This is a genomic window from Methylobacterium sp. A54F (genome assembly GCF_053346035.1).
This window is the reverse complement of record NZ_JBKFBF010000020.1, coordinates 15770-31923: the sequence shown is the minus strand read 5'-3', so window position 1 is coordinate 31923 and position 16154 is coordinate 15770. Positions and strand designations below refer to the sequence as shown.

Genomic DNA, 16154 nt, shown 5'->3' with positions numbered 1-16154 from the left:
CCGGTTCACGGCTCCCCCGGCCGCGCCCGGCTGCGCCGCGCGATCCGCCGGCCGACGTGGAACAGCGCGCGCTCGACGAGCGCCCGGGTCACCGGGTCGCCCGCCGCCAGCGCGAGGGCGCGGACGCCGATCAGCCCTTCGGCGATCCGGTCGAGGAGCACGTCCGGGCCGGAGCGCCGCGCCCGGGCCATTTCCGCCGAACGCTTCGAGGGATGCTTCGGTGAACGACCTCTCCGCATGGCGCCGCGCCTCCGTGACCGCCGACCAATGCGCGGCACGGATCTTAAGAAAGGATGCCTACGATCCTGCGGTTTGCGGATCATCCCGCGCATCGTGGGCCAGGAAACATCGTGGGCCAGGAAACATCTTGGGCCAGGAAACATCTTGGGCCAGGAAGCATCTTGGGCCAGGAAGCATCTTGGGCCAGGAAGCATCGTGGTCGCGGAAACGAAGAAGCCCGCCCCCGGGTGTCGGGAGCGGGCTTTCGAAGGGGCGTCCAATGCGTTCCCCCGGCTGTCCGCCCGGGACCGCGGGGCCGGCGCCTTACTTGATCAGCGCGAGCAGCGCCTTGCCGGCCGGGCTCTTCAGCTCCTTCGCGTCGAGGGTGCCGTCGCCGTCCGGATCGGCGGCCTTGAAGCGCGCGGCGACAGCGGCGAGGTATTCCTTCTTGTCGATGGTGCCGTCGCTGTCCGGATCGGCCTGCTTCAGGCCGGCCTTGCTGAGGCGGCCCTTGAGCTCCCGCGTGTCGAGGGTGCCGTCGGCATCCTTCTCGAGACGATCGAAGGTCGCGGAAGCCACCGCCTCGACTTCCTTCATGTCGACGGTGTTGTCGTTGTCGGTGTCGATCATCTTCACCGCGGCCGCGCCGCTCATCGGCTTGGCGATGGCGGCCGGAGCGCCGATCACCGCAGCGGCGAGGGTGAGGGCCAGGAAGCTGCTGGAAACACGAAGGCTCATTGCCAAATTCTCCCAAAAACGTTGCGGGAATTTCCTAGCTCCGCTTTTCGCGGCGCACAAGAGGCAGGTCGTCCGGCTTCGGCGTTCCGCAGGCAAATTTCAGTGAGCGGCGGTGTGGCCGGGGGCCGCGCGGGGTCGGGGACGTGCCCTGGCGCACGCGCAGGCCCCGTCACACCGGTCCTTCGACGAACGAGAAGGGGCCGGTTGCCCGGCCCCTCCGCGTGGAAACAATTGTGCGCTGCGAATCAGTAATCGTAGCCGCGCCGGTTGTACCGACCGCGGTCGTCGTCGTAGCGCTCGCGCCGGTAATAGCCGCGGTCCTCGTAGCGGTCGCGGCGGCTCACTTCCCGGTTGTAGTCACGCTCGCGCTGGCCGCGGGAACGCAGGTCGATGCTGGGGCCCCCGTAGCCGAGATCGATCCGCTGGGCGGAGGCCGGAACGGTGGTCGTGAAGGTGGCGGCCAGGATGGCGGCGCCTGCAAGGAAGGTCTTCACAGGAATCTCCTTCGATGGTTCGGGGGCCAACACCGAAGATCCGCGATCGTTCCAAACTTTGATCCTGATTCCGAGGCCCGATGCCAGCCTATTGGGGTGCCGCCGCGCGCACCTGTGCAATCGAAAGTCGTCTGAGGACGAGCTTGAAATCTCAGCGCGAGAGCGGCTATGCGCCGCTCGGCTGCGCGAGCGCCCTTTCGCCGCGGATTCGCCCGGCGGTCCACCCGTCCGCAAGAACCGCCCTCCCGCCCTGCCTTCCCGTCCCGCCTTCCAGCCCCCCGACCCGAGCCGCCGATGCCCGCCCGACCCCTCGTCACCTATCCGAGCCCCCTGCTGCGCCGGCCGGCGCTGCCCGCCGCGGCCTTCGACGCGGCCCTCGCCGCCCTCGCCGACGACGTCCGCGACACCCTGGACGCGGCGCGGGCGGCCGGCCTCACCGCGCCGCACCTCGGCGTCGCCCTGCGGGTCGTGGTGCTGCGCCCGGAGCCCGGCACGGCGGCCGAGATCCTCGTGAACCCCGAGCTCGTCTGGGCCTCGCCCGAGCGGGTCTCCGCGCCGGAGGGCAGCGTCTCGATGCCGGGCGTCACCGAGGCGGTGGAGCGCGCCCGCGCGGTCCGGGTGCGCTTCCGGGACCTCGCGGGGGCGGCGCACGAGACGGAGGCGGAGGGCTTCCGGGCCGCCTGCCTGCAGCACGAGATCGACCAGCTCGACGGCATCTTCTGGCTGGACCGCCTCTCGCGCCTGCGCCGCGACCGGGCGATCAAGCGCTTCGGCAAGCTCGGGGCCGCCCGCGCATGACGGCTCCCCGGCGGCCCGATGGGACGCCTCGCGCGGCCCGGTTGGCGGCCCGGTTGGCGGCGCCCGGGGCGGCCGTGCTAGGCAGCGCCATGCCGCTCGCAACGAGACGCCCCACGATCACCCGCGCCGCGCTCGCGGCCGGCCTCGTCCTCCTCGCCCTCGACGCGCGGGCCCAGGCCGTGGGCCAGGCAACGGGCCAGAAGCCTGCGGCCCGGCCGGCCCCCGCCGGCGAGGCACCGGCGATCGGCTGTCCGTCGCTCGCGAACCTCCGCTTCGTGCTGCGCGCCGCGCAGGGCGACCGCGCCGCCGTCACGGCCCGGCTCGCCGACCCGAAGGCCGACCACCTCGGCTGCGCGGCGATCCCGCGGGAGCGCGCCGTGGCGCTCGGCGAGCACATCACCCTCGGGGGCGACGCCTACGATTGCGTCGAGATCCAGGGCACCAGCGCCTGCCACTGGGTGGTCGCCGGCACCCTCGTGCCGCCGGCCCCGCCGGAGCGCCGGGCCGCACCCAGGGGGAGCGCCGACAAGGCCGCGCCCGAGCGCCCGGCCGGCGAGCGGAAGGGACGCTGACGGAGCGGCCGGGGGCGCCGGACGCGTGTCGGAGCGTCGACGGACGCCGTCTCCGGTGACGCTGTCGGCCCCATGCTGTGGCCCTTGTCGTGGCCCTTGCCGTGGCCCTTGCCGTGGCCCTGCCGGACGCGAGTTATGCCCGGGCCATGAGCCCGCGCGCCCTCCCCTTCGTCCGCCCCTTCGCCCTCGCCGCAGCCCTGCCCGTCCTCGCCCTGTGCCTCGTGGCCGGGCCCGCGGGAGCCGGGCCGGCGGCCGGCGATTCGGTCCTGGCCTGCACGGAACTCGTCGACCTTCGCCTCTTGCTCGCGTCCGCGCACGAGGATCGGGCGGCGGCCGAGGGGGCGGTCGGCACCCGCCCGGGGTGCCGCCTGCTGCCCCGGGAGGCGGTCGGGGCGGTCGAGCGGCGGGCGCTCATCGGTGGCGCGCCCTACGAGTGCCTGAGCGTGCAGGCGGCCGGCCGCTGCCTGTGGGTGGCGCCCTGACGAGGCCCGGCGAAAGCCGGACCCGGTGAAAAGCTTCACCGTGCCGCCCCGCGCCCTAGTTCCACCCCTGGTTTCCCGCGGGGCGGCGCCGTTCCGGGCCCGCCGCGAGACGCGACAGCAGGAGGATACGCGCATGCCGAAGACCGCTCGACGGACCTGCACCCCGCCGTCGCCCCGGTCTCGCGTCGCGGGCCTGTCCCTCGGCTGCCTCGTGCTCCTCCTCGGCAGCCCCGCCCTGGCCGAGCCGCCGATCCGCAGCGCGCAGGATGCCGCCTGCCGCAACGAGGCGCGGGCGCGGGTCTTCTCCGTGCCGGATCCGCAGGGGCTCGGGCCTCACGCCATCGGCCGCCAGATCTACATGGCCTGCATGAAGCGCGGCGAGCCCCGACGGCGCCGGCGTGGGTAATCCGCCAAGGGACCCTCACGGGGCCGAGGCCCGGATGAAAGGCTCCCCTGTCCGCGGGCCGTAGCCGTCCGACGTCGGGTGGGTGCCGCCTGCGCCCTGCCGGTCGCTGGTGCGTGAGCAGGCAGGCCGGTGCGCGCAAGCCCGGCGCCCACGGCTCCAGGACCGCTGTGCCCGGCGGTCCGCTATCCCACGATCCGCCGCCCCGGTTCGTCGCGGGCCGACAAGCCCGGCGCCGGCTTTCGGCCTATCCGGACCCCCGCGCCCGACGCCCGCGGGCGAACCGGCTGCTCCCCATCCCACGGGTCGAGCGCAGTCTCCGGGCTCAGGTCTTCCTCCCCCGAAAGACGTATGGCCAACCTGCTCCCGACCTGGCTTAGCAGTCGATGCGCCTGGAATGCAGTAACTTACAATGTTGCTGGGTGTGTGAATACAGCAAGCCGTCCTGTCCGACGGCCGATCGCGCCTTCGGGAGAGGCGCCATGAACCCGGCCCGTGCCGTTCATCCGGCTCGGTCGGGTTCGTGCCTGGAGCCAACGATCAGGGGAGCCTGCCCATGCTTCGACACAGGTCCGATATCGACGGCCTCCGGGCCGTCGCGATCCTGCCGGTGATCCTGTTCCATTGCGGCTACGCGCGGATCGCACCCGGCGGCTTCGTCGGCGTCGACGTGTTCTTCGTGATCTCCGGCTACCTGATCACGAAGATCGTCTTCACGGAGGTTGCGGAGGACCGCTACAGCCTGGTCGATTTCTACAAGCGGCGGATCCTGCGCATTTTCCCGGCGCTGTTTGCGGTGTTCGTCTTCTGCTGCGTTGCCGGCTCCGTGTACTATTCCCGGCCGAGTTGAGCGCCCTGCGTGCCAGCGTCATATCTTCGGTCGTCTTCGCCTCCAACATATACTTCTATACCCAGGCGGGATACTTTTCGAGCCACCTCGACTGGAACCCTCTGCTGCACACCTGGTCCCTTTCGGTGGAGGAGCAGTTCTACATCTTCCTGCCGCTCGTGATGCTTCTTCTGCGCCGCGTCTCCAGGCGCACGAGCATCGCCGTCATCGGGCTGCTGGCCCTGGCAAGCTTCGTCGTGTCGTGGCAGCAACTGACGGTGGACCGAAGCGCGGCCTTCTATCTCCTGCCCTCCCGCGGCTGGGAGCTGCTGCTCGGATCCCTGCTCGCCATCGGCGCCGTACCGCGCATCGGCTCGCGGTTCCTGTGCGAATGCCTCGCGGTGATCGGCCTGGGCCTGATCCTGGCCAGCGTCGTCCTGCTCTCCCCCCTGTCCCTCTTTCCCGGTCCGGGCGCGGCGGCGGCGTGCCTCGGCGCAGCCGCCATCATTCATGCGGGCGAGGAGCACAGGACGGCGACGGCGCGTCTCCTGAGCGTGAGGCCGATCGTCTATGTCGGGCTGATCTCGTACTCGCTCTACATCTGGCATTGGCCGATCACGGTCTTCATCCAGTCGGTGCACCCGGGCAACGGCCATCAGCGCCTGGCCGTGATCGCGGTCTGCTTCGTCGTGGCGGCCCTGTCGGAGCGCTTCATCGAGCGGCCCTTCCGGCGCCCGCAGGCCTTCGCGGCACGGCCGACCGTGGCCTGCGGGCTCGCCGCGATGACGGCCGTGGCCGCCCTGGCCCTGGTGATCGGACCCCTGGGTCGGCTCGTGAACAGGGTGCCGGCCGAAGCCGGCGCCATGCAGGCCTACGAGAACTACGACCACGACGGGCTGATGCGCAGCGGAAGCTGCTTCCTGACCCCGAAGCTCCTCACGACGCAGTTCGACAGGGAGGGATGCCTGAAGCTGTCGGCCACGCGCAGGAACTACCTCCTCATCGGCGACAGCCACGCGGCCCATCTCTTCGCCGGCCTCACCGACGCCCACCCCGAGATCAACTTCCTCCAGGCGACGGCGGCCGGCTGCCACCCGACCCTGCCGCGCAAGCCCTGGGACATTCAGCGCTGCAAGGACCTGATCGAGGATGTCCTGTTCCGGTTCGTGCCCGAAGCCCACCTCGACGGCGTCGTGCTCTCCGCCGAATGGAAGCGGGACGAGATCGGGGAGCTCCGGGACACGGTACGGTACCTGAGCCGGCACGTCGGCGACGTCGTCATCGCGGGGCCGAGCGTGGAGTACGACATGACGCTTCCGCGCGTGCTCGCCATCGGCATCCGGGACAACCGCGACCTGGCAAGCTTCGCCCGCCAGCACCGGATTCCGGAGGCCGCGACGACCGACGCGGCTCTAGCCGGCGCGACCTTCCCGCAAGGGAGTCGCTACGTCTCGGTCTACGCCATGCTCTGCCCCGACGACTGCATTCTCCGGACCGAGGACGGCGCACCGATCCAGTTCGATCGCGACCACCTCACGCGCGCCGGCTCCGTGTTCATCGGCCGCCAGTTCCGCTTCGATGTCGGCCGCGCTGCGGCCGCGGAGCCCTGACACGGCAGCGCGAAGCGATCGGGCTGCCGGGTCAGGCGATCCGCACGCCGCCGGCGTGCCTTTGGGGGCGGTAGACGGTCCCGGGCCGAACGAGCCCGTTCGACCCGCCCTCCCGGAGACCCTGGGGTCGTGGTCAGGCGGTCAGCGGCGCGCCGATGCGGGTGCGGAGCTGCAGGCGCAGGTTCTCGTTGGCGCCGGGCTCCGCGTCGAGGGCGGACATCAGGCGCAGGAGCTGGCTGATCGGGGTCGCCCGGTTCTGGACGGCCTCGGCGATCTGCTGGTGCAGCGGCTTGGCGTGGAGCTGCGACAGGATGGGGTTCGGCTGGGACGTCGACTGGTTCGTCTGACGCATGATCCGGCTGGTCCTCGGGGTGAGCCACGGTGCGGTTGAGCGCGGGCCCGGTTAGTCCCTCCGCCCGCGCCGCACCAGTCATTTCCGCGCGAATCCGTAGCCGGCACGTTACCGATGTCGCATCGCCGCAACACCGGCCTTGAATGTCGGGGATATCTCCCGCGGGCCCGGAATTCCGGCTTTCAGCGCCGGGCGAGCGGCGAGGCGTCGAACCCGTCGAGGAGGTCCTGCGGGTCGCGATAGATCGCGATGCAGCCCGCCGCGCTGAGGTCCGCCTCCGGGAAGCCGCCGCAGAGGACGCCGATGGTGGCGAGCCCCGCCTTCCCGGCGGCCTCGGCGTCGTAGGGCGTGTCGCCCACCACCACGGCGGCGGCCGGCGCGATCGGCGCGAGCTTGGCGAGCGCGGCCTCGAAGATGTCCGGGTGCGGCTTCGAGCGGTCCGCCTCGTCGGAGTTCGTCGCCACGGCCACGAGGTCGCCGATGCCGAGGATCTCCTGGTAGTGCGCCACCTCGGATTCCTTGCCCGAGGAGGCCAGCGCGATGGTGAGCCCCTCCGCGCGGATCCGCTCGAACAGGGCCCGCACGCCCGGGAAGGGCTTCACCCGCGGCAGGTATTCGCGGGCGAAGAGGTCGGAGCGGAAGCCCTCGATGGTCTCTCCCTCGCGGGCGACGCGCACCTCCGGGAGAAAGACCGGCATGAGCTGGTCGCCACCCTTGCCGATCTGGCGGCGCACCACCGCCGGATCCGTCTCGACCCCGAAGTGCCGGAAGGCCTCGACCCAGGCGGCGGCGTGCAGGTCCACGCTGTCGAGCAGCGTGCCGTCGATGTCGAAGATGACGGCCTCGGGCGCGCGCATCGGCTCAGCGCGGGAAGAGGTGCAGGCCGTCGTCGGGCAGGAGGTTGCGGGCGGGGCCGCCCGTCTGCTGGCCGCGCCCCTGCTGGTAGTAGTCGAGTTCCGGCCGGCGGTCGTTGTCGCCGCCCGAATCGTACTCCCACGGCCGGCTCCAGGGCGCGCGCCCCCCGACCGTGACGGGCACGTTGGGGCCGACGAGGCCGATGGCGGGCGTGTGCCCGTAATAGGTCACGGGCTGCGCGGTTGCGGCGCTCGCGAGGCCGAGGCCCGCAAGGGCCAGGAGGGCGGGGTGGATCATGCGCATGGGGCCTCTCCTGGCGACGGATGGTGCTCGGGTCGCGTGCTCGTCAACGGCGAAGGTTCGCCTCCGTTCCGAAGGTTCGCCCCCGTTCCGAAGGCTCCCGACGCGCGAAGGCCCGCCCCTCTTCGGGGCGGGCCCTTTTCGCGGGGTCGCCGGCGGCGAGCGTCAGTGGAGCGCGGCGCCGGTGGAACCGCGCGCGGCCTTCGCCGCAACCTTGGCGAGCGCCGCGGCGGGCGCCTTCGGGGTCCGCGCCGGGGCCTTCGCGGCGGGCTTGGCCGCAGCCTTGACCGCCGGCTCGGCCGCAGCCTTGGCGGCCGGCTTGGCGGCGACCTTGGCCTTCTGCGCCGGCTTCGCGGCGAGCACCGGCTTCGCGGCGGGCGCCGGCTTGGCGGCGGCACGCTTCGGGGCCGGCTTCGCGGTTCCCTCGGACACCGCCCCGGACACCTTGGACGCGCCCGCGGACGCCGTCGTGGACGCTGTCGCGGACGGACGGAGCTCGGCCTCGGCACGCAGCCAGTGCGCCTCCGCCCGGCCGAACACCCGGCCCTCGCCCTCCCAGATGTAGTAGGCGCGCTCGCGCACGCGCTGCTCGATGATGTGGTCCATGCAGGTCTCCCGATCCATCCCTCGGGAACGATGGGAGCGCATGGTTAAGGGATGGTTAAAACGGTTCCGCGGTGCAACCGGAATGCAACTGTCACGCGTCAAGCTCGGCCGGGCGCCGCAGGGCCTCGGCCTCAGCCGCGCGACAGGCGGCGCGCGTTCGCCCGCACCTTGCGGCGATAGCCGGCGACCACCCGGGCGGTGGAGCCGCCGGAGGCGACGAGGAAGGCCGCCTCCCCGGCCGCCGCGATCTTCTCGGTGACCATGCGCTGCGCCTCGACCTGCGCCGCGGCGCCCCCCGCCGAGAGCTTCAGGAGACGCATCCCGATCACCTGCTGCGACTCGAACGCCAGCATGGTCGCATCGAGGCCGAGCTTCCACCACGGACCGAACATGCATCCCCCGAACTTCGCGCCCCGAACGTCGCGCTCCGGAGCTTCGTAGCACCGGTGAGGTGAAAGCCAAGCTCGGGCCCGGATGTTCCGGGCCCGGGCGCATCGCGGCGGCCTCACCAGTCGAAGCTGCGGCCCTTGGCGGCCGAGCCGCCGAGGCTGATCTTCTTCGGGGCGCTGGCGGCGGCCTTCTTGGCGCCAGGCGCCGGGGCTGGGGCCGGGGCTGGGCGGGACGGCTTCAGGTGCGCCTGCCCGTGGATCACCGAGCCGATCTCGCCGGCCGCGCGCACCAGGTCCTCGCGCTCGCAGGCGCGGGCCACGGCGAGGCCGAGCTGGTGCATGTGGCTCTTGCCGTAGAGGTAGGCGGCGAGCTTCGCCCGGGTGAGCGGCGGGATCCGGCCGAGGATCTCCGGCAGGTCGTACTCGTCGGCCCGGTAGACCTCGCCGAGGAGGTCGAGGGAGACGGGGCAGTTCGGGTCCGGCGTGGCGCCGCTGGTCGGATGCGCTTGCGTCATGGCTCACCTCGTTCGGTCTCTGTGGCGGCGAGGCGGCCGGCGGGGGCCGCCTCGGGTCGGGTGACGGGGTCGGGCGGCGCGGAGGCCGTCACCGGCTGCGCCGGGTCGGGCGGCTCCCGGGGGCGGCGCTCCGGCGCCGCGAGGCAGCCGGTGCAGACGGAGGCGATGGCGAGGCGCGCGCGGGCGTTGCTGCGCTCCCACACCGCTTCCCGTGCCGCGCGAGCCGCCCGGATCTCCGCCGCGAGGGCGTCGGCCTCGCGGCCCGCTGCCGCGACGCCGTCGGCCTGCGGGCGGATGCGCAGGAACAGGGGCTCGTGAGCGGAAGCCTCTTGGGCCAAAGCTTCCTGGGCCGCTGCGGGCGTGCCGGCGAAGAGGCCGAGGAGCACCGCGGCGGCGCCGAGGCCGGCCGGTCTGCGGCGAGGGACGATCACGCTCACCTCTCTCCCTCGGGTCCGGGTCCCGGGGGTCGCTCCGCCCGTATCCCGGCAGGTTCGAGTCCGCATGGTTAAGGCTCGCTTAACGGGCATCGGTCCGCGGGGGCGGTTCCTCTACGCGACGGGGGCCGGTTCCGGAAGCCCCTCGTGGACCCCACGAGCCCCCTGTCGGGCCCTCGTGCCCGAGGCACCCGGGCCCGGGCTCGGCCCCGTCCCGGCCTGACAAACGCGGATTCGCGGCCGGTCGATCCCACGGCCCCCGAGGAGGCCGCCGCGCCCGCCCCGCGGAGCGAGGCGCGTTAAGATCTCGTTTACCCTCGCGGCCCAGTCTTCCGAGGTGAATCGGAGGGCGAGCCCATGGTGTTCCTCGACGTGACGGAGTGGTTGAGCGACGGGATCGTCGGCTGCTCGGTGCTCGCGGCGCTGGCGATGCTCGGCTGGGCCTCCGCGGGACGCACCCTGCGTCCCGCCCTGCGGCCCGTGCCGGTCCCGGTGCAGCGTTCCTGACGCGCGGGCCTCAGGCCGCCTCGGCGTCCCGCCCCTCGGGCTCCGCCTGCTCGGCCTGCCGCGCGCCCTGGGCCCGGCCGAGCCAGAGGCTGTTTGCGAGCCACAGGGCCGAGAGCGGGATCGCGGCCAGCGAGATCGCGGCCGCGCCGAACCCGAACGCCCCGAGGCCGGCGTAGGACCAGGCGCCGAGCTGGTCGCCGAGGCGGTACACCACGGTGTCGATGAAGCTCTTGGCCTTGTAGCGATCCTCCCGCGAGACCACCGTGAACAGCACCTCGCGGATCGGTCGGCTGATCGCGAAGTTGCCGGCCCGCCGCAGCACCTGGAAGGCGACGATCGCCGTGATGGTCGGCGCGGTGGCCAGCGCCGCGAAGCCGACGATGCTGAGGAGCGGCAGCAGCGCCAGCGTCGGCCCGACGCCGATGCGCCGCACGATCCGCCCCGTGAGCAGGAACTGGATGCCGAGGGTGAGCCCGTTCACCATCAGGTCGACGGTGGCGAAGAAGGCCCGCTGGGCGTTCCTGTCCGGGAAGCTCGCCTTCGCGATCTCGGCCTGCTGGAAGTACAGGAAGGTCGACGTGATCGAGAACAGCAGCAGGAACAGGCTGATGTTGAGGAGGTAGGGCGAGGCGAGCGTGCGCGTGATGCCGGCGACGATGCCGCCCCCGATGGCCTCGCGCGCCTGCGGCGTCGGGGTCTGGTTCAGGCGGTCCGAGAGGCGGGCGAGGCCCCGCATGCTGAACACGGCGGCCTCGAGCAGCACCACCGCGCCGAGCATCAGCGCCCAGGTCGGCACGTCGCGGGCGAGGATCGCCGTGGTGGCGGAGCCCGCGATGGCCCCGAGGGTCGCGCCCGCCGCGATGAAGCCGAACAGGCGCTTGCCCTGCTCGCTCGTGAACACGTCGACGATGGTGGCCCAGAAGATCGACACCACGAACAGGTTGAAGATCGACAGCCAGACGAAGAACGCCCGCCCGATCCACACGTCCCAATCCGGCGGCGCCGCGTAGAGGGCGGCCGCGAAGACGAGGATGTTGAGGGCGAAGAACCGGTAGGTCAGCGGCACGAAGCGGGCGCGCGGCAGGGTCTTCACCAGCCACGCGAAGGGCAGGTTGAGGGCGAGCATCCCCACCAGGGTCGCGGTGAACAGCCAGGGCAGGTTCTCGATGCCGCCGGCCACGCCCATCTGGTCGCGGATCGGCCGCAGCATGTAGTAGGCCGCCAGGATCGCGAAGATGTAGGCCCAGGACCACGCGAGCGCCGGGCCCTCGCCGGGGCGCATCCCGACGAGCCGGGCGAAGGCGCTGGGGGTGGGAGCCGGTTCCGCGCCGGCGCCCGTCACTGCGTGAGCCCGAGCTTCGCCCGAAGCTCCGGCGCCGGCAGGACGTGGCCGAAGCCCGGCGATCCCATCGCGAAGGTGTCGGCGGCCTTCAGCGGGCCGACCACCACGGGGTCGAAGCCCGCATCCGCGACGAGGCGCTTGGCCACGTCGAGGGCATCGGGGTCGTCGCCCGCGATCGGGATCGCCATGCGGGGCGCCGGCCGGTTCGCCTGCGCGGCGAAGATCTTGTAGTTCGCGGCGTTGAAGGCGCGCACCAGCCGCGCCCCCGCGAAGTACCGCGCGGAGGTGGCGCCGATCCCGTCCCGCTGCACCTCGGCGTAGAGGTCGCCGTCGCGGGCCTGGGTGGCGTTGCCGGCCTCGATCACGATGCGGCCCTTCAGCGACGCGCCGTGATCGGCCGCGAGCTGCGGATAGGCCTTGTAGGGCACGGCGACGAAGACGGCCTGCCCGAAGCGGATCGCCTCCTCTGGCGTGCCGGCGCTCGCGTTGGAGCCGAGGCTCTCGACGAGCCCCTTCAACTCCTCCGGGTGGCGGGAGGCGAACATCACCGGGTGCCCGGCCTTCACCCAGAGCCCCCCGATGGTACCGCCGATGTTGCCGGCGCCGATGATGCCGATGCGGATGGGCTCGGCGGCGCGGGCCGGCAGAGCGGCGAGGCCGAGGGCGAGGGCGGTGCCGAGCAGGAGCCGGCGGCGTGTCGGGTCAGAGCGCATCGATGAAGGCCTCCATCTTGGCCCGCTGGCCTGCGTCCGGCAGCCGTCCGCGGGCCGCGCCGAGGTTGTCCTCGATGTAGGACACCTTGGCCATGCCGGGGATCGGGCAGGTCACGGCCGGGTTGGCCAGCACGTATTTTAGGAAGAACTGCGGCCAGGTGCGGCAGTCGAACTCGGCCGCCCAGGGCGGGAGCTCCCGCCCCTGCACGGCCTTGAGCAGGCGGTCGCGCCCGAAGGGCACGTTGACCATCACGGCCATGCCGCGCTCGGCCGCCAGCGGCAGGATGCGCTCGGCCGCGGCCCGGTTGTCGATGGCGTAGTTGACCTGGATGGCGTCGAGGGCCTCCCGGCGCATCACCGGCTCCAGGTCGGGCAGTTGGCCATCGCGCCAGACCGTGACGCCGACGTAGCGGATGCGGCCCTGCGCCTTGAGGTCGCGCAGGCTCGCGAGGTTCGCCTGCGTGTCGATCAGGTTGTGCACGGCCACGAGGTCGATGGTCTTCACGCCCATCCGCTCGAAGGAGCGGGCCACCTGCGCGGCGCCGGCCTCGCGCCCCGGCTCGCTGACCTTGCTGCACAGGAACACCTTGTCACGCAGGCCCGTGGCGGAGAAGATCCGGCCGAGCACGTCCTCGGCGGTGCCGTAGCTCGGGGCGGTGTCGATCACCGAGCCGCCGAGGGCCACGAAGCGCTCCACCGCCTCCTGCAGGGGCGCGACCTTCTCGGGGCTCGGCTCTACCTCGTAGCGGCGGGAGGTGCCGATGCCGAGCGCCGGCAGGCTCTCGCCGCTCGACGGGATCGGCCGGCGGATGAGCCCACCCTCATCCCCCGCCTGGTTCGCCGCTTGCGCGCGGGCGATCGGCGTCAGGGCTGCGGCGGCCATCAGGGATCGGCGGGTCAGGGGCACGTCGGGCTCGCGGGAACGAGGGATCGGCCAACCCACAGTTAGGGCGCCCGGGCGGGTGTCGAGCCCTCAATCCTCCTCGGGCGGGTCCTCGAACGCCGCACCCTCGGTGTCCGGAGCGATCCGGAACCGGTACTCGTCGATCGCCAGGAAGGCCGCGTGGGCGACCTGCGGGTCGATGCCGTCGCGCACCACGAGGGTCTGGAAGTCGATGAACATCCGCAGGAGCTGCGCTTCCTCCGGCAGCGCCCGGAACGCCGAGGAGCCGGCCCCCGCCTGCATCATGTAGGCGCGGGCGCGGCCCCCGGTGTCGGGATGGGGCAGCACCTCGACCCGGCCGGCGGTCTCGGGCTTCAGCTCGGCCCAGCGCGCGGGCGTCCAGGCGATGATGGCGTCGCGCTGCTTCATGGTGGGCTCCGGCGGCCATCTGGGTTCTGCGGGAGCGCCCCGCGTAGGCCGGCGGCGAGTGGGGATCAAGGCAAGAGGTGGGGTTGCCCGCTGGCTCCGTCCGGGGCAGGCCCCTATAAGCGCCCTCTGCTGCTTCGGGGGCCCACGCATGGATCCGGTCCGGATGCTCGTCTGCACACCGTGCGCGGGCGAGATGGTGACGACGACCTACTTCGGCGCGATGCTGAAGCTGAAGGGGCACGCCTTCGGGGGCCGCGACGTCAGGATCTCGGTCTCCTGCGTCTCGATCGCCGACATCTACAAGGTGCGCAACTACTTCGCGGCCCAGTTCATGGGAAACCCCGCCCTCACGCACCTGCTCTTCGTCGATGCCGACATGGGCTTCGAGCCGCGGCTCGTCGAGCGGATGCTGGCCTTCGACAAGGACGTGACCGCGGCGCTCTGCCCCTTCCGCCGGCGCGACGCGGCCCGCTTCCACGCCATGGCGCGCCGCGTCGACGACCCCGAGCTCGCCGAGCGCCTCGCCCTCGACTACGTGGCGGGCAACGACATGGTGCGCGAGGGCAGCCCCGAGCACCCGCAGTACCGCGTCACCGACGGGTTCGTGCGGGTCAACAGCATCGGCACCGGCATCATGCTGATCCGCCGTGCCGCCTTCGAGCGCCTGCGCGCCGCCTATCCCGACCTGACGAGCCCGCCGAACCAGTCGCCCTACGCCGCGATGGGGATCGCGGAGCCGGTGCACCAGTGCTTCTCGCCCCACCGCGCCCAGGACGGCAACTTCCTGAGCGAGGACAAGTCCTTCTGCCACCGCTGGACGGCGGCCGGCGGCGAGATCTGGGCCTGCGTCGACGAGCCGATCGCCCATGTCGGCCCGTCGACGTTCGAGGGCGCCTACATCGACCGGATGCGGGCGGGCCTCTTCCAGTAGCCGATCAGGCCGCGTAGGCGCGCAGCAGGTCGGGCGTGCGAACGCCCTCGGGCACCACGAAGTCCCGCGCTGCGCCGCGGGAGGCGGCGAGGCCCCGGGGGTAGCCGCTGCGGCGAGTGTAGTCGAACGGCGGGCGCACCGGCTGACGGGTCTCGCCGCTCAGCGCCCGGGCGCAGAGGGCATCGACCACGGTGACGCCCGCGACCGCCGCGAGGGCCAGGGTGAGGCCGTCGAGGCGCGGGTTGCGCCGGGTGAGCCCGGTGCCGAGCGTCGCGAGGTCGAGGGCGTCCCCCGCCACGCGCCCCCAGATCCAGGGCGTCGGGTCGTCCGCGGTGAGGATGCCGACCCCGGTCCCGATCTCGCGGACGCCGTAGGCGCGGATCAGCTCCGTGTGCCGCTCGAGGCCGAGGCCCCGGGCGAGGCTGCGCCCCGCCAGGAGCTCGGCGAGGCCGAGGCCGATCGAGAACCACCCGAGGCCCCGGGCGAGGCGGTCGGTCGCCTCGTCCGGGTGGCCGGGCCGGCGGGAGCGCGGTCCTTCGTAGCGCATGGGAAACCTCCTCCGTTCCGGGATCAGGGCCGGATCACGACCTTGATGCAGCCGTCCTCCTTGTCCCGGAAGGTGCGGTACATCTCCGGGCCCTCCTCCAGGCCGATGCGGTGGGTGATCACGAAGGACGGGTCGATCTGGCCATCATCGATCCGTCGCACGAGGTCCTCCGTCCAGCGGTTCACGTGGGTCTGGCCCGTGCGCATGGTCAGGCCCTTGTTCATGAAGGCCCCGAACGGGATCTTGTCGAGGAGCCCGCCGTAGACGCCCGGCACCGAGATCACCCCGGCGGGGCGGCAGACGTACATCATCTCGCGCAGGACGTGGGGGCGGTCCGTCTCCAGCATCACCGCCTGCTTGGCGCGGTCGTACATGGCGTCGACCGTGCCCGTGGCGTGCGCCTCGAGCCCGACGGAATCGATGCACTTCTCCGGGCCCTTGCCGCCGGTGAGCTCGTTGAGGCGCTCGATCACGCTCTCGGTGGAGAAGTCGATGGTGATCGCCCCGCCGGCCCGCGCCATCTCCAGGCGCTCGGGCACCCGGTCGATGCAGACCACCTGCCTGGCCCCGAGGAGGATCGCGGAGCGGACCGCCATCTGCCCGACGGGCCCTGCGCCCCAGATCGCCACCGTGTCGGTAGGCTCGATCTCGCACTGCACGGCCGCCTGCCAGCCGGTCGGCAGGATGTCGCTGAGGAACAGCACCTGCTCGTCGGTCAGCGAATCCGGCACCTTGATGTGGGTCTTGTCGGCGTAGGGCACGCGCAGGTACTCGGCCTGCCCGCCTGGGTAGCCGCCGGTGAGGTGGGTGTAGCCGAACAGGCCCGCGGTGGTGTGCCCGAACGCCTTGGCGGCGATGTGCTTGTTGCGGTTCGTGCGCTCGCAGACCGAGAAGAAGCCGCGCTTGCACTGGTCGCACTCGCCGCAGATGATCGTGAAGGGCACGACGATGCGGTCGCCCTTCTTCAGCGCCCCGTTGATTCCCTTCCCGGTCTCCACCACCTCGCCCATGGTCTCGTGGCCCATGATGTCGCCGGCCTTCATGCCGGGCATGAAGTGGTCGTAGAGGTGCAGATCCGAGCCGCAGATGGCGCAGGCGGTGACCTTGATGATCGCATCGCGCTCGTGCTCGATCTCGGGGTCGGGGACCGTGTCGCAGCGGATGTCCTGCGTCGCGTGCCAGACGAGTGCCCTCATGTGCCGTTTC

At 72.2% G+C, this 16154-nt stretch carries 24 protein-coding genes; 8 read left to right on the top strand and 16 right to left on the bottom strand.

The features are described 5' to 3' along the window. Positions 1–5: 5 nt before the first annotated feature. The 3 genes from ACLBXP_RS23645 to ACLBXP_RS23635 form a co-directional block, all read right to left on the bottom strand. Positions 6–191, bottom strand: a complete 186-nt coding sequence (locus ACLBXP_RS23645; protein ID WP_447670284.1) for a hypothetical protein — start codon at positions 189–191, stop codon at positions 6–8. Between the two features lie 352 nt (positions 192–543). Next, positions 544–957 carry an EF-hand domain-containing protein gene (locus ACLBXP_RS23640; RefSeq protein ID WP_447670283.1) on the bottom strand — a complete coding sequence of 138 codons (414 nt, stop codon included), beginning with the start codon at positions 955–957 and terminating at the stop codon, positions 544–546. 245 nt (positions 958–1202) lie between these two features. Further along, positions 1203–1451 carry a hypothetical protein gene (locus ACLBXP_RS23635; protein WP_447670282.1) on the bottom strand — a complete coding sequence of 83 codons (249 nt, stop codon included), beginning with the start codon at positions 1449–1451 and terminating at the stop codon, positions 1203–1205. 294 nt (positions 1452–1745) lie between these two features. On the opposite strand from ACLBXP_RS23635, the gene ACLBXP_RS23630 reads away from it, so the two are divergent. The 6 genes from ACLBXP_RS23630 to ACLBXP_RS23605 all read left to right on the top strand — a co-directional run bounded on the left by ACLBXP_RS23630 (position 1746) and on the right by ACLBXP_RS23605 (position 6145). Further along, positions 1746–2249, top strand: coding sequence for a peptide deformylase (locus ACLBXP_RS23630; protein ID WP_447670281.1), 504 nt, complete (start codon positions 1746–1748; stop codon positions 2247–2249). 89 nt (positions 2250–2338) lie between these two features. Beyond that, a complete protein-coding gene (locus ACLBXP_RS23625; protein ID WP_447670280.1) occupies positions 2339–2821 on the top strand; it encodes a hypothetical protein in 483 nt (160 codons plus the stop codon). 146 nt (positions 2822–2967) lie between these two features. Next, positions 2968–3303, top strand: coding sequence for a hypothetical protein (locus ACLBXP_RS23620; RefSeq protein WP_447670279.1), 336 nt, complete (start codon positions 2968–2970; stop codon positions 3301–3303). Positions 3304–3436: 133 nt separating this feature from the next. Continuing rightward, positions 3437–3709, top strand: a complete 273-nt coding sequence (locus ACLBXP_RS23615) for a hypothetical protein (RefSeq protein WP_447670278.1) — start codon at positions 3437–3439, stop codon at positions 3707–3709. Between the two features lie 553 nt (positions 3710–4262). After that, a complete protein-coding gene (locus tag ACLBXP_RS23610; RefSeq protein WP_447670277.1) occupies positions 4263–4556 on the top strand; it encodes an acyltransferase family protein in 294 nt (97 codons plus the stop codon). After that, a complete protein-coding gene (locus tag ACLBXP_RS23605; protein WP_447670276.1) occupies positions 4553–6145 on the top strand; it encodes an acyltransferase family protein in 1593 nt (530 codons plus the stop codon). Before ACLBXP_RS23610 ends, ACLBXP_RS23605 begins: the two co-directional genes overlap by 4 nt. A gap of 133 nt (positions 6146–6278) precedes the next feature. Here the strand turns inward: ACLBXP_RS23605 and ACLBXP_RS23600 are convergent, their stop codons facing one another. The 7 genes from ACLBXP_RS23600 to ACLBXP_RS23570 form a co-directional block, all read right to left on the bottom strand. Beyond that, positions 6279–6497 (bottom strand): hypothetical protein, encoded by a 219-nt coding sequence (locus ACLBXP_RS23600; RefSeq protein ID WP_447670275.1) that lies wholly within the window; start codon positions 6495–6497, stop codon positions 6279–6281. A 182-nt stretch (positions 6498–6679) separates the two neighbouring features. Next, the gene (locus ACLBXP_RS23595; RefSeq protein WP_447670274.1) at positions 6680–7354 is read right to left on the bottom strand and encodes an HAD family hydrolase; all 675 of its coding nucleotides are present in this window, start codon (positions 7352–7354) and stop codon (positions 6680–6682) included. Positions 7355–7358: 4 nt separating this feature from the next. Further along, the gene (locus ACLBXP_RS23590) at positions 7359–7655 is read right to left on the bottom strand and encodes a hypothetical protein (RefSeq protein ID WP_447670273.1); all 297 of its coding nucleotides are present in this window, start codon (positions 7653–7655) and stop codon (positions 7359–7361) included. Between the two features lie 162 nt (positions 7656–7817). Next, on the bottom strand, positions 7818–8258 hold the full coding sequence (locus ACLBXP_RS23585; protein WP_447670272.1) for a DUF2934 domain-containing protein: 441 nt from the start codon (positions 8256–8258) through the stop codon (positions 7818–7820). Positions 8259–8389: 131 nt separating this feature from the next. Next, positions 8390–8650, bottom strand: a complete 261-nt coding sequence (locus tag ACLBXP_RS23580; RefSeq protein ID WP_447670271.1) for a hypothetical protein — start codon at positions 8648–8650, stop codon at positions 8390–8392. A 113-nt stretch (positions 8651–8763) separates the two neighbouring features. Further along, on the bottom strand, positions 8764–9162 hold the full coding sequence (locus tag ACLBXP_RS23575) for a hypothetical protein (protein ID WP_447670270.1): 399 nt from the start codon (positions 9160–9162) through the stop codon (positions 8764–8766). Beyond that, positions 9159–9593 (bottom strand): hypothetical protein, encoded by a 435-nt coding sequence (locus ACLBXP_RS23570; protein WP_447670269.1) that lies wholly within the window; start codon positions 9591–9593, stop codon positions 9159–9161. The genes ACLBXP_RS23575 and ACLBXP_RS23570 overlap by 4 nt, the downstream gene beginning before the upstream one ends. Before the next feature lie 360 nt (positions 9594–9953). Between ACLBXP_RS23570 and ACLBXP_RS23565 the strand changes: the two genes are divergently transcribed. Continuing rightward, positions 9954–10103, top strand: coding sequence for a hypothetical protein (locus ACLBXP_RS23565; RefSeq protein WP_447670268.1), 150 nt, complete (start codon positions 9954–9956; stop codon positions 10101–10103). Between the two features lie 10 nt (positions 10104–10113). Here the strand turns inward: ACLBXP_RS23565 and ACLBXP_RS23560 are convergent, their stop codons facing one another. The 4 genes from ACLBXP_RS23560 to ACLBXP_RS23545 form a co-directional block, all read right to left on the bottom strand. After that, a complete protein-coding gene (locus ACLBXP_RS23560; protein ID WP_447670267.1) occupies positions 10114–11385 on the bottom strand; it encodes an NTP/NDP exchange transporter in 1272 nt (423 codons plus the stop codon). Between the two features lie 56 nt (positions 11386–11441). Then, entirely contained in the window at positions 11442–12158 is a 717-nt protein-coding gene (locus tag ACLBXP_RS23555; protein ID WP_447670266.1) for an NADPH-dependent F420 reductase, read from the bottom strand. After that, a complete protein-coding gene (locus ACLBXP_RS23550) occupies positions 12148–13041 on the bottom strand; it encodes an aldo/keto reductase (RefSeq protein WP_447670265.1) in 894 nt (297 codons plus the stop codon). Before ACLBXP_RS23550 ends, ACLBXP_RS23555 begins: the two co-directional genes overlap by 11 nt. Before the next feature lie 90 nt (positions 13042–13131). Further along, the gene (locus ACLBXP_RS23545; protein WP_447670264.1) at positions 13132–13470 is read right to left on the bottom strand and encodes a hypothetical protein; all 339 of its coding nucleotides are present in this window, start codon (positions 13468–13470) and stop codon (positions 13132–13134) included. 163 nt (positions 13471–13633) lie between these two features. Here ACLBXP_RS23545 and ACLBXP_RS23540 point away from each other — a divergent pair, with 163 nt between their 5' ends. Then, complete coding sequence (locus ACLBXP_RS23540) at positions 13634–14401, top strand: hypothetical protein (RefSeq protein ID WP_447670263.1); 768 nt, start codon at positions 13634–13636, stop codon at positions 14399–14401. Positions 14402–14405: 4 nt separating this feature from the next. Here ACLBXP_RS23540 and ACLBXP_RS23535 read toward each other — a convergent pair whose 3' ends face one another. Then, entirely contained in the window at positions 14406–14948 is a 543-nt protein-coding gene (locus ACLBXP_RS23535) for a cyclase dehydrase (RefSeq protein ID WP_447670262.1), read from the bottom strand. Positions 14949–14971: 23 nt separating this feature from the next. After that, positions 14972–16144, bottom strand: a complete 1173-nt coding sequence (locus tag ACLBXP_RS23530) for a zinc-dependent alcohol dehydrogenase (protein WP_447670261.1) — start codon at positions 16142–16144, stop codon at positions 14972–14974. Positions 16145–16154: the final 10 nt, after the last annotated feature.